Below are 12,691 nucleotides of genomic sequence, written 5' to 3' on the forward strand. Positions count from 1 at the left end.
CTTATCAATAAAAAAACGGTAACGGTTGAGTTTTAGGTAGGATAATTTTAAACAAAACGTGCTTTTCGTTTCATTTAATGTTGAAATTGACATTAAATAATTTACAAGTCAATAGCTAACTATGATCACTGTTATTTCACCTGCAAAAAATCTTGATTACACCACGCCACCTGCAACCGATAAGTTCACTCAACCCGAATTACTTGAACACAGCGAAGCACTGATGCAAGTATGCCGTGAACTAACCCCAGCGCAAATTGGCAGTTTGATGAAAATTAGCGATAAGCTTGCCGGCCTCAACGCAGCTCGCTTTAGTGAATGGGCACCACCCTTTACCACCGACAACGCTAAGCAAGCGGTATTGGCGTTTAACGGCGATGTATACGGCGGATTAGATGCCAGCACACTGACGGCTAAGCAGCTTGATTATGCTCAACAACACTTGCGCATTCTTTCTGGTTTATATGGGCTATTAAAACCGCTTGATTTAATGCAAGCCTACCGGTTAGAGATGGGCACCAAACTCGAAAATTCACGTGGTAAAAACCTCTATGAATTTTGGGGCAGTGTGATTGCCACTAAGCTTAATCAAGTATTACAGCAACAAGACGCGCAATACTTAGTTAATTTAGCCTCAAACGAGTACTTTAAAGCGGTAGATAAAAAAGTGCTACAAGCCCAAATAATCACTCCACACTTTAAAGACTGTAAAAATGGTCAATATAAGGTGATTAGTTTTTATGCTAAAAAAGCTCGCGGCATGATGGCGCGCTATATTATTGAAAACCAAGTCACGCAACTAAGCCAATTAAAAGCGTTTGATGTCGCTGGTTATTACTTTAGTGAAGCTGCGACCAGCAAAGAGCTGGAGCCGGTATTTTTACGTGATGAGCAGTTAAACTAAGCTTTTCCATGCTCAACCTGCTTTAAGCCATGCATTGCATGGCTTTTTTAATACTGGCGTTAAATTTGCTATGTTTAATAACAATACAACGAAAATTTTAATAAACAGGTGCAACTACTATGCTCAGTATTCCCTCAGTCAATGAAGCCGAAAAATTGATCGAAGATAAACTGGGGGGCTGGTTTGAAGTCGTCATAAGCCATATTCCTAATTTTATTGTAGCCGTCATTATTGCTATTGTGTTTTCTTTGTTGGCGCGTTTTGCTGGTAATTTAATGAAAAAATTACTGCGCCGCTCGCTCGACTCCACGCAAATTGCTGATTTAATGGCCTCAATTTTTAAAGTACTGATTTTGAGTGTTGGGGTATTTATTGCTCTGGACTTTATGGGGTTGAAAAGCACAGTAACTTCGTTGCTGGCCGGTGCCGGGATTGTGGGTTTGGCGATTGGTTTTGCGTTTCAAGATATGACCGAGAACCTGATTGCGGGAATTGCCATGGGAATTCGTAAGCCATTCCAACCAGGTGATGTAATTAAAACCGATGATGTGTTTGGTTCAGTGCATTCAATTAACCTGCGCAATACCCTGATAGAGAGCTTTTATGGTCAATTGATCTTAGTGCCAAACAAAATACTGTTTAGAAATGTACTGCGAAACTATTCCACTTTGGGGGTGCGGCGTATCGAAATTGCGGTGAAAATTGCGTTAGCTGCCGATATAGAAAGGGCTGCTGAGGTGATCGTGAAGAAAATAAACCAGTTTGATTTTGTGATCCGCCAAGATGAAACGGCAGTGTACGCCGAAGGGTTTGGCGACAGTCATATTAAGTTGTTAGTGTGGTTTTGGATTGACTACCCAGGTGAGCCCGATTTTATGACGGTGCGCCACCAAGGCGTTGTGGCAGTGCAACAGGCACTGAATGACGCTGACATTCGTATTCCATATCCAATACATACAGTAGATGTTGCTGATCGTATTTGTGAGCAGTTAGATGGCGTGGTGGCTAATAGCGCAGCTGAAAAATCGCCACAGCAAAGCCAAAATAACTCTGCTGCAGAAAAAAACAGTGAGTAAAAATGACTTAAACGCAGCGCATATTTACCCAGTAAAGCTGCGCTGCAATCGGTTTAAGTTAAACTAATAGCCAGGTTGCGGTGCCTAAAAAGGCAAAGATACCGACAATATCGGTTACCGTGGTTAATACCACACTGCCTGCCAGTGCCGGGTCTATATTCATACGTTTCAGAATGATAGGAATACATGCCCCTGCTACGCCTGCCACGACGAGGTTCATAAACATGGCAAAGGCAAGCACAGCGCCGAGCATTAAGTCCCATTGCCATAGGGCAATGACTCCGGCGATTAAAATAGCCCACAAAATACCATTGAGCGCACCTATGGCAAGCTCTTTAAACATTACAAAACGTTGGTTGGTTTGATTAATATGACCCACGGCGATACCGCGAATTACCAAAGTGAGCGACTGACTACCGGCTACGCCGCCCATTGACGGCACAATGCCGTTCAGCACCGCTAAAATAGGTAAAATATCTAAGGTGGTTTCAAAGAAGCTAGCAACAAATGCGGCAGCCAGTGCCGTTAATAAGTTAACTCCCAGCCAGACAGAGCGCTTTTTGGAGCTTTTTAATACTGGCGCAAAGGTATCTTCTTCATCATCAAGACCGGCTAAACCTAACAGGTGGTGTTCGGCGTCTTCACGGATAACATCAACAATGTCATCGATAGTGACACGACCCAAGAGCTGGGCATTGTCATCAACCACCGGTGCCGATATCCAGTTATGGCGCTCAAATAATTGCGCCACATCGCTTTCATCCATTGAAATTGGAATGGATTCACAATCTTCATCCATTAACTCATGCACCAGTTTCTCTGGTGGGTTAGTTAATAAGGTACTTAACGATAACGCGCCTAAAAAACAATTATGTTTATCGACCACATACAGATCATCGGTGCCCTCAGGCAGTTCACCGCGTAATCTTAAATAGCGCAGTACCACATCAAGGGTCACATCGGGGCGAATGGTCACCGTATCGGTGTTCATTAATGCGCCTGCAGAACGCTCTTGATATGACAGTGCTTGCGTTGCTCGCTCACGGTCTTGAATATCCATGGCGCTAACAACGTCTTTATAGACGGTGTCGGGCAGACTACGTAATACCTCACCTAAGTCATCGTGGCCCATATCTTCAGTAGCAGCGGCGATGTGCTTAGGTTCCATTTGGGCAATAATGCCTAAACGTACGTCTTCAGACAGTTCTTCAAGTACGTCACCCTGAACATCAGGATCAACCAATTGCCACAATAGTCGCCGTACTTTATGTGGTGATGACTCTAATAGCAGTGCGGTGTCACAGGGGGCGGTTTTTGCCAGCATACGCCTAACTTGAACAAATTGACCACTGTTTAGTGACTTGGTCACTTGTTTTAATTGTTGTAGTGGAGCATCTTGTTCGAAAGTTTCAGGCATTGGCGACCTTTGTTAATTTTATTACGTTAGGCAAGTTAGCGACTTACTGTATTTATTGTATCTTACAGTATTATGTCAAACTAGTTTAAGTTATGGTTAGGCTGATTTGTTTTTTTTAATTTAGACCTGTGTTACAACCGTTATTCTTGTTCGTTAAAGCGTTGTTCAATGAGTTGCCCTACGGCGTGCAGTGCGGGCTCTGCATCAGGACCTTCGCAGACCACTCTCACTTCTTTACCTTGGCTGCTTTCGAGCAACATTAACGCCAGCACACTGTCGCCGGCGGCTTCTTTATCATCTTGATATAAGGTAATGGATGCGTCAAATTGTACCGTTAATTGCGCTAATACGGTCGCGGCTCTGGCATGCAAACCAAGTTTGTTTTTGATTAAAAAGGTACTTTCTGAGCGCATACTATATCCTACCTAAGCTGAACAAATGATTATTGAAATGGCTTTATTTTTCTTGCTCACGATGGCGAATTTTCACATTAGGGTGTGACATCGCAAAGCTTTCGCCTATGGTTTGCGCTAAATAAACAGAGCGGTGTTGACCACCGGTGCAACCAATCGCGATGGTTAAATAGCTACGATTATTACGTTCTAAATGCGGTAGCCAAGTTTGCACAAAGGTTTGAATTTGCCAGGTAAACTTTTGCACAATACTGTGGCTGGCCAAGTAATCCTTTACCGGTTGATCGAGCCCGGTTAAGGGCTTAAGCTCGGGCTCCCAGTGCGGATTAGGTAAAAAACGCGCATCAAAAACATAGTCAGCACCTTTGGGAATACCGTGCTTAAAGCCAAATGACTCAAAGGTAATAATCAGCTGTTTATCTTTTTTACCTAAAATTGTTTCGCGAATCGACTCAGCCAACTGGTGCACACTTAATTCACTGGTGTCGATTTCATGATCGGCCCGCGCAATGATCAAGCTCAGTAATTCTTTTTCCTTTTTAATCGCTAAATCAAGCGGTAAAGAGTCAATAGACAAGGGGTGCAAACGGCGTGTTTCAGAAAAGCGCCGGATCAAGGTTTGATCATCACAATCTAAATAAAATAATGTCGGTTTGGCAAAGTCAGGCAAATATTCCAAGATTTCATTAAATTCCTGCTGCTCCTTTGGCAAGTTACGCACATCAATGCTGACCGCTATTTTATTATAACTATCAGAGACACTGCGTACTAAAGAGGGCAGTAAATTAACCGGAATATTGTCAACACAATAAAAGCCTAAATCTTCAACAACGCGTAACGCAACCGATTTTCCAGAGCCAGAGCGGCCACTGATAATAATTAATTCCATTTAGCACCCTTACTATTAATTAGGATTCATTCAAAATAACTTGGTATAACGCCTGATCAGACTTTGCCGCACGCAACTGCTTACAAAACTCTTTATCATTGAGCTTCTCTGCGATGGTGGCAAGGGTTTTCAAATGCTGTTGGTTATCTCCGTCAGGCACGATAAGTGCAACAAAAATATCAACGGGGCGATTATCAATGGCATCAAAATTAATGGCAGTTTCGCTCACTAAAATTAATGCAAGTGGCTCCTGTGCGCCGCTCATACGACCATGTGGAATAGCAATTCCTCGGCCAATACCGGTACTTCCCAGCTTTTCTCTGGCTAACAGCGCACTGAGAATATCTTGCTGCGATAAATACGGCATTTTATTGTGAGCGAGTTCACTGATGAATTCTAGAATTCTTTTTTTACTATTAAAAAGGACCACAGCTTTGCTGCAGTCCTGACATATAAGTGAGCTTAATTTCATAGTGTTAGTGTCGAGCAAGTTTCTCTTTGTGTTTAATTACTTGACGATCGAGTTTGTCAATCAACGAGTCAATGGCAGCGTACATATCTTGGTGTTCTGTAGAAGCGAAGAGTTCCCCGCCACTTACATGTAAGGTTGCTTCAGCTTTTTGAGTTAGTTTTTCTACATCGAGAATGACATACACCTTAGTAATGTGATCAGTGTGTCTTTGCAGCTTCGCAAATTTATTATTTACATAGTCTCTTAATGAGTCTGTAATGTCTACATGGCGACCAGTTAAGTTTAGTTGCATAAGCATTTCCTCTTTGTTATACGCCTTAAATCAAACTTTTACGTTGATTTGACGGTGGAATAGCCAGCGACTCGCGATATTTTGCAATAGTACGTCTAGCTACTTTAATTCCTTGCTCAGCCAATATATCTGCTATTTTACTATCACTCAATGGTTTGGCTAAATTTTCTGCGGCAATCAACTTTTTGATCAGCGCGCGTATTGCGGTCGATGAGCATTCGCCGCCATTTTCAGTGCTAACATGACTAGAAAAAAAGTACTTTAATTCAAAAATACCCCGTGGGGTATGCATATACTTTTGCGTGGTAACCCGTGAAATAGTCGACTCATGCATTTCTACCAGTTCAGCGACATCATTTAACACCATAGGTTTCATCGCTTCAGGGCCGTGCTCAAAAAATGCCTGTTGTTGTTTAACGATACAGTTGGTTACTTTTAACAAGGTGTCATTTCTGCTCTCTAAGCTTTTAATGAACCATTTAGCCTCTTGCAAATGTGAGCGAATAAACTGGCTGTCGCCACTGGACTTAACCGTGCGAGACATCGCCGCATACTGACTATTAACGCGGATTTTGGGCATGCTATCGGGGTTTAACTCGACCACCCAACGGCCTTTCACTTTTTTTACCGAGACATCCGGTATAACGTACTCAGACTCTTCTCTTACTATGGTATCTGCAGGTTTAGGGTTGAGTGAATGGATCAGCGTCATGACTTCTTTAAGCTCATCTTCTTTAAGCTTAGTTTTTTTCATTAAGGTACGGTAATCACGTGCTGCCAGCAGATCGATATGATCGGTTAGAATCATTTTGGTTTCGTTTATATACGGCGTGTCTTGATCAAATTGATTAAGCTGAATACATAAGCATTCTTGCAAACTGCGCGCGGCAATGCCAACGGGATCAAATAATTGAATACGCTTTAATACCGCTTCAATTTCATCGAGTTCTACCGCATCTATGTCGTTACTATCTTGATTAAAGCTAGCTAATATTTCCTCACAGCTCAGTGTTAAAATACCTGAGTCATCTACGGCCTCAACAATGGCAATGGCAATCGCTTCATCGGTTGGGCTAAAAGGGGTTAGCTGTAATTGCCACATCAAATATTCATGCAGTGTTTCGGTTGATGCGCCTTGATAAATAGATTCATCTTCTGGCATCGGGCCTGATGACGATGAGGGCGCTGCGCTCATGTATTCATCCCACGTCACATCCATGGCCATATCATCGCTGATGGTGTCTTTATTCAGTGCTTCTCCGCTATCTTGCTCATACTCGCTTGGGGTGTCGTCTGCTGAGGCGCTAACGCTAGTGTCATCTGCCTTTTGCTCGTTTTTACCAGCGGCTTCTTCGGAGTAATCCTGTTCATCAACTTCCAGCAAGGGGTTGCTATCAAGTGCTTCTTGTATTTCTTGCTGGAGATCCAAGGTACTGAGCTGCAATAGGCGAATTGCCTGCTGCAGTTGTGGAGTCATTGTAAGTTGCTGGCCCATGCGCAGCTGTAATGATTGCCTCATTTATCTCTAACAATCCTTTTATAATGATATGATTAATCTTAGCAGATGCTTATTGCAATAGCATTGTTACAGCCTGAACTGTTCGCCCAAATAAACATCGCGCACTGTTTTGTCATTTAATACATACTCAGGGGTACCCGATGCAATTAACTCCCCATGAGAAACAATGTAGGCTTTTTCACAAACATCAAGGGTTTCTCTTACATTATGGTCGGTGATCAGTACGCCAATTCCGCGATTTTTCAGATGTTCGATAATCTTTTTGATATCGAGTACCGAAATAGGATCGACACCGGCAAACGGTTCATCCAGTAGGATAAACTTAGGATCGGCTGCTAAAGCGCGCGCAATTTCTACGCGGCGACGCTCCCCGCCAGAAAGTGCCATACCTAGGCTGTCGCGAATATGCTGTAGGCTAAATTCATCCAGTAAACTATCAAGCGTTTCTTCTCGCGCTTGTTTATTTAGTTGCTTGCGTGTTTCTAAAATTGCCATTAAATTTTGGTACACGGTGAGCTTACGAAAAATAGATGACTCTTGGGGTAAATAGCCTATGCCCAAACGCGCGCGGCTGTGCATCGGCAGCAAGGTAATATCGTTATCATCTATGGATATTTTGCCTTTATCACTGGGCACTAAGCCGACTATCATGTAAAAGGTGGTGGTTTTACCCGCGCCATTAGGGCCGAGTAAGCCAACAATACTGCCTGCCTTGACTTCTAGCCCAACATTTTTTACAACTTCACGGCCTTTATAGCTTTTTGCTAACAGCTCTGCTTTAAGTGTGCTCATGGCTGACCTTTATCTTCTTGATTTTTCTTTTGTGCCTTTTTGCTGTCTACAGGCACTAAAATGGTATGCACTCGGTCTGTGGAGTTCTCATCTTTTTCAGCGCTGATTAGCTGCTGTGCTATATCGTAGGTAATACTTTTCGCGGAAATTTGTTGTCCCGCTTGGGTAATATTAGCGTTGCCGATTAAGGTTAAAAAACGTTGTGCTACATCGTAACGTACTTCGTCGGCGCTGGCGCTCATAATACTGCCATCGAGTTGTTTTTCTTCAAAGTAGGCTGGGCTGCCCGTGGCTATTAGCAGCTGCTTGTTGTCGCCTAGCTCGTCACGCTTATGTACTTCTAAACGATCGGCGGTAATACGCCGATTACCGTGAATAATTTCCACATTTTTTTCAAAGATACCAACGTTTTCTTTAAGTTGACCTTCTTGGCGATCGGCACTAATCGAAATTTGGTTCGCTGCAGGCGCTGTGTCTTGTGCCATTACCTGACTGTTAAACACTAGCAGTAGTGAAGGAATAATAAGTATTTTTGCAAGATTATTGGTCATAATATAGTGTTCGCGTATGGTTAGTTAGTTTTATCACCTCGGTTTGTAAATTAGCCTCAAGGCCTTTACCGGTGATCTTTAAATTAGGTCCAGTTATTACAACGGGTTGCTCTGTATGCATAGTTAATAGCTTGATATCTACTTGAATATTATCAGCGGTGATTTTATCTATCATGGCTTTTTCAACTAAGTTTACAGCGGTTACATTGCCCTCTAAAATTAACTGTCGTTCATCATACAGCGTGGCTTCTTCGGCATTGATACGCCATGTTTGCTTATCGTCGTACAATATAAAAATAGGTTTTTCAAATAAGGTAAACCCTAGCTGTTCATACAGCTCCATCTTCGCAGCGGTGACCTTATGGCTAATATGGCCTTGCTCATCAAACGTTGTTTGCTTGAGTCCAATTGCCGTATAGTCGGGCTTGGTCAAGACTTCAGAGTCGGTGCTGGTTACCGAACTTACTTGAGTAAAATAAGGGTACCAAAGCCAAACCATACAGCCGATGAATAAAACGCTTAATACTAAGCGCGCTATGTTCATGAGCTGCTACCTTGGCTGGTGAGTGGCTTATGGTTTTCTAGCATTAATAAGTCGGTTAACTCTCTAACCGCGCCAAAACCACCGGGAAGTAGGGTGGTATAATGCGCGATACGTTTAATTAACGGATGGGCGTCGTTAACCGCCACCGCAAAACCTACTTGCTCCATAACCGGCATATCTGGGCCATCATCACCAATGTAGGCAATTTGTTCATCGGTTAAATTAAGCGTGTTTTTTAGCTCTTGATAGGCTATTAGCTTATTTTCTTGGCCTTGATAAATATGCTGTACCGTTAAGCTGGTCATGCGTTGTTGCACTATTTGTGAATGGCGACCGGTAATAACGGCGACTTCAAAGCCGCTATTAATTAACGCTTTAATGCCAAAGCCATCTTTTGTATTAAATGCTTTAAGTTCTTCGCCTTGGTTACCAAGATAAATACGCCCATCAGAGAATACACCATCAATATCGCAGATCAGTAATTTTACTTTTTTTGCGCGCTGTTGCGCATCAGCACTCAGCGGTTGATAGAGTTCTGCAAATTGCATTTATAATACTCCTGCTTTCAGTAAGTCTTGCATATTAAGTGCACCAATAGGCTGGTTATGCTCATCAATAACAATTAAACCATTAATACGTTTGTGCTCCATAATATTAAGCGCTTCGGCGGCCAGCATATCTGCGGTCGCTGTGGTGCATGACTTGGTCATCACCACTTCGATGGGCGTACTATGAATATCAACACGTTGCTCTAAGATGCGACGTAAATCACCATCGGTAAATAACCCTGCCAGTTGTTGGTTATTATCAACAATGGCGGTCATGCCTAGCCCCTTAGCAGACATTTCTATCAGTGCGTCTTTGATGGTTTGCGAAATAGAGATAATAGGCGTATTTACGCCACTGTGCATCACATCTTTTAAAGTCAGCAACAAACGCTTACCTAAACTGCCCCCAGGGTGCGACAGGGCAAAATCATCGGCAGTAAAGCCGCGCGCTTCAAGCAGTGCCACCGCCATTGCATCGCCCATAGCCAATGTGGCTGTGGTGCTAGCTGTAGGGGCTAAGCCTAGTGAGCAGGCTTCTTGTTCAACTTTAATACATACATGCACATTAGCAAGGGTCGCCATGGTTGACTGCGGGTTCCCCGTCATGGCAATAATTTTTGCCCCTAGGCGTTTTAATACCGGAATAATATTTAATACTTCGCTGGTTTCACCAGAGTTAGAAATTAGCATCACTACATCGTTTGCGGTGATCATCCCTAAATCGCCATGGCTCGCTTCACCAGGGTGAACAAAAAAAGCCGGGCTGCCGGTGCTGGCGAGCGTTGCGGCAATTTTATGGCCAATATGGCCCGATTTACCCATGCCAATAATAATGATTCGCCCTGCGCAGTCATACATGAGCTGGCATGCTTGATGAAAATTTTCATCTACGTATTGCTTAATATCATCAAGTGCTTGGCGCTCAATATCTAAAACCCGTAGCCCTTGCTGAATAAAATTTAGCTGTGTCATAAACTGCCCTTACCCTACTTGACTAAATATATACCCTTGGTAAATCAAAAATGCAGTAAGCAGTAATCCACCTTCTACTCTATTGATACGTTGAGCACCTCTAAAGTTCAATGACATAACAATCAGCACAAAGGTGACAGCAATCATTATCAATACATCACGGTTAGCCACTGAGGGGTCAATGAGCGATGGGTTGATGATACCGGCCAAAGGTAACACGGCCAAAATATTAAAAATATTTGAGCCAACAATATTCCCCAGCGCCAGATCATCTTCATTTTTCAATACGCCTGCAATTGACGCCGCCAGTTCGGGTAAGCTAGTACCAATGGCAATGATGGTTAGCCCGATAACCAGATCGCTGAGACCAAAATATTTTGCAATATCGACCGCTGAGCCGACTAAAAAGTGCGAACTAAGCGGTAATAAAATCATGCCGACAATCAGCCAAAATACCGCTTTTATGGTGGGCACATCGCTTGGCACTTCGTCGCAGGCTTCGGTGACAAACGGATCAACCTGATTTTTGGCCCTTAACGACACGATGATCAGTCCTAAAATAAACACCACAAAACCCACAGCCAGAGCAATAGCCTCGGGGAATGAGAAGTAGTTATCGGAAAAAATATACCAAGCGGCTAGCGAAATTAATAATACTAGGGGGATTTCCCGTTTAAGGGTACTTGATGACACCGATAGCGGGCGTAATAAAGCGGTAATACCTAACACCAATAATATGTTAGTGATGTTTGACCCCACCACATTACCTATTGCTGTGTCGGTTTTACCGGCAAAGGCAGCGGACGCTGACACCATCATTTCAGGCGCAGAAGAGCCCATAGCCACCACGGTTAAACCAATAATGAGTGTGGGTACACCAAAGTTTTTTGCCAGTGCTGCGGCACCATAAACAAACCTGTCTGCGCTCCAAACTAACGCGGCCAGACCAAGAATTAAAATAACAAACGAGATCACCATAGTGTTAAACCAGTCATTGAAAGTAGCGATTGCGCGAATAGTAACAAAAGCCAATCTGAAAGTATAAATAAAACAGTGCTGCAAATAGTGCTAAGCTGCTTATTTTATAATTATTTAAGGTATGCTTAAGGGTGTTTATCCTGGCTAGTTTTATTTGTTGGGCGAAAAATTTAAGCTAAGGTTAAGGTGCAATGAGCGAGCCTTATAACTGTTTAACTGTGCACATTACAAAATCTTACGAATTGTTTTTTCCATCTTGGTGAAAAAAGCCTTAAAATGGGGAAATAAGTGAATAATGTTATGGAGAGCGGCTTGTCGCAATCAATAGTAGAAGTCAAGGATGTGAGCTTTTCTAGGGGCAGTAGGGTCATATATAAAAATATGAGCTTCAATGTTCCGAAAGGTAAAATCACCGCTATCATGGGGCCAAGTGGTATTGGTAAAACCACTATGCTGCGATTAATTGGTGGTCAGCTTAAGCCTGACTCGGGTGATATTTTATTTGAGGGCAGCAGCATTCCAAGCATGACGCGTAAAGAACTTTATGCGGCGCGTACCAAAATGAGCATGCTATTTCAAAGCGGCGCATTATTTACTGATATGTCGGTATTCGATAATATTGCCTTTCCGATTCGAGAACACACCCACTTAAGTGAAGATTTAATTCGCCTAGTCGTACTCATGAAGCTGCAGGCTGTGGGTTTACGCGGCGCTAAAGATTTAATGCCTTCTGAATTATCTGGTGGTATGGCACGTCGTGCTGCCTTAGCGCGTTCAATTGCACTCGATCCTGAATTAATTATGTATGATGAGCCCTTTGCTGGCCAAGACCCTATTTCGATGGGCGTGCTGGTCAAGTTGATTAAGTCGCTCAATGAAGTGCTAGGTTTAACCTCTTTAATTGTCACGCACGATGTTAAAGAAGTACTGAGTATTGCTGAGCACGTGGTCATTATTGCTGAGCAAGGTGTGATTGGTGCAGGCACCCCCGATGAAATGCGTCAACATCAATCGCCGTTAGTACAGCAATTCTTAAAAGGCTTATCTGATGGACCGGTGCCATTTCACTTTCCGGCCCAATCATACGCCGATGAGTTGCTTGGAGAACAGAGCTAATGTTGGATTTATTGCAAAAGCTAGGGCATAAAACGTTAGGGCGTTTTGCCGCTTTAGGTCGCTCTGCCTATATGTTATTTGGTGCATTGTTTCACCTGCCTAATTTTAAAAAAGGCACGCCATTATTGATCCGTCAATTATATATGGTGGGCTCACAGTCACTGCTTATCATCATGGTTTCAGGGTTATTTATTGGCATGGTATTGGC

15 protein-coding genes and 1 pseudogene are annotated in these 12,691 nt (G+C 43.0%); 4 read left to right on the forward strand and 12 right to left on the reverse strand.

Annotated features, from left to right (window positions below):
• Positions 1-121 precede the first annotated feature (121 nt).
• Complete coding sequence (gene yaaA / locus ABYB02_RS09255) at positions 122-904, forward strand: peroxide stress protein YaaA (protein ID WP_372762185.1); 783 nt, start codon at positions 122-124, stop codon at positions 902-904.
• Between the two features lie 119 nt (positions 905-1,023).
• Positions 1,024-1,980 (forward strand): mechanosensitive ion channel family protein, encoded by a 957-nt coding sequence (locus ABYB02_RS09260; protein ID WP_372762186.1) that lies wholly within the window; start codon positions 1,024-1,026, stop codon positions 1,978-1,980.
• Between the two features lie 58 nt (positions 1,981-2,038).
• Here the strand turns inward: ABYB02_RS09260 and mgtE are convergent, their stop codons facing one another.
• From mgtE to ABYB02_RS09320, 12 genes are all read right to left on the reverse strand, one after another.
• Complete coding sequence (gene mgtE, locus ABYB02_RS09265; RefSeq protein ID WP_372762187.1) at positions 2,039-3,397, reverse strand: magnesium transporter; 1,359 nt, start codon at positions 3,395-3,397, stop codon at positions 2,039-2,041.
• Positions 3,398-3,537: 140 nt separating this feature from the next.
• On the reverse strand, positions 3,538-3,810 hold the full coding sequence (locus tag ABYB02_RS09270) for an HPr family phosphocarrier protein (protein ID WP_372762188.1): 273 nt from the start codon (positions 3,808-3,810) through the stop codon (positions 3,538-3,540).
• Between the two features lie 43 nt (positions 3,811-3,853).
• Positions 3,854-4,699, reverse strand: coding sequence for an RNase adapter RapZ (rapZ, locus tag ABYB02_RS09275; RefSeq protein ID WP_372762189.1), 846 nt, complete (start codon positions 4,697-4,699; stop codon positions 3,854-3,856).
• A gap of 19 nt (positions 4,700-4,718) precedes the next feature.
• Entirely contained in the window at positions 4,719-5,171 is a 453-nt protein-coding gene (ptsN, locus tag ABYB02_RS09280) for a PTS IIA-like nitrogen regulatory protein PtsN (protein WP_372762190.1), read from the reverse strand.
• A 4-nt stretch (positions 5,172-5,175) separates the two neighbouring features.
• Entirely contained in the window at positions 5,176-5,463 is a 288-nt protein-coding gene (hpf, locus tag ABYB02_RS09285; RefSeq protein WP_372762191.1) for a ribosome hibernation promoting factor, read from the reverse strand.
• A 25-nt stretch (positions 5,464-5,488) separates the two neighbouring features.
• Entirely contained in the window at positions 5,489-6,982 is a 1,494-nt protein-coding gene (locus ABYB02_RS09290) for an RNA polymerase factor sigma-54 (protein ID WP_372762192.1), read from the reverse strand.
• A gap of 66 nt (positions 6,983-7,048) precedes the next feature.
• Positions 7,049-7,774: an LPS export ABC transporter ATP-binding protein gene (gene lptB, locus ABYB02_RS09295; protein ID WP_372762193.1), complete on the reverse strand. Its 726-nt coding sequence runs from the start codon at positions 7,772-7,774 to the stop codon at positions 7,049-7,051.
• Complete coding sequence (gene lptA, locus ABYB02_RS09300; RefSeq protein WP_372762194.1) at positions 7,771-8,325, reverse strand: lipopolysaccharide transport periplasmic protein LptA; 555 nt, start codon at positions 8,323-8,325, stop codon at positions 7,771-7,773. Before lptA ends, lptB begins: the two co-directional genes overlap by 4 nt.
• Complete coding sequence (gene lptC, locus ABYB02_RS09305; RefSeq protein WP_372762195.1) at positions 8,315-8,869, reverse strand: LPS export ABC transporter periplasmic protein LptC; 555 nt, start codon at positions 8,867-8,869, stop codon at positions 8,315-8,317. Before lptC ends, lptA begins: the two co-directional genes overlap by 11 nt.
• Positions 8,866-9,417, reverse strand: coding sequence for a 3-deoxy-manno-octulosonate-8-phosphatase KdsC (kdsC, locus tag ABYB02_RS09310; RefSeq protein WP_372762196.1), 552 nt, complete (start codon positions 9,415-9,417; stop codon positions 8,866-8,868). Before kdsC ends, lptC begins: the two co-directional genes overlap by 4 nt.
• Positions 9,418-10,389: a KpsF/GutQ family sugar-phosphate isomerase gene (locus tag ABYB02_RS09315; RefSeq protein ID WP_372762197.1), complete on the reverse strand. Its 972-nt coding sequence runs from the start codon at positions 10,387-10,389 to the stop codon at positions 9,418-9,420.
• A gap of 9 nt (positions 10,390-10,398) precedes the next feature.
• Complete coding sequence (locus ABYB02_RS09320) at positions 10,399-11,367, reverse strand: calcium/sodium antiporter (protein WP_372762198.1); 969 nt, start codon at positions 11,365-11,367, stop codon at positions 10,399-10,401.
• A gap of 300 nt (positions 11,368-11,667) precedes the next feature.
• Here ABYB02_RS09320 and ABYB02_RS09325 point away from each other — a divergent pair, with 300 nt between their 5' ends.
• On the forward strand, positions 11,668-12,483 hold the full coding sequence (locus ABYB02_RS09325; protein WP_372762199.1) for an ATP-binding cassette domain-containing protein: 816 nt from the start codon (positions 11,668-11,670) through the stop codon (positions 12,481-12,483).
• Positions 12,483-12,691 (forward strand): annotated as a pseudogene (locus tag ABYB02_RS09330) (ABC transporter permease); the annotation flags it as partial. The gene ABYB02_RS09325 and the pseudogene ABYB02_RS09330, both read left to right, overlap by 1 nt.

Source organism: Pseudoalteromonas sp., from assembly GCF_041613455.1.
Classification (GTDB): Bacteria; Pseudomonadota; Gammaproteobacteria; order Enterobacterales; family Alteromonadaceae; genus Pseudoalteromonas.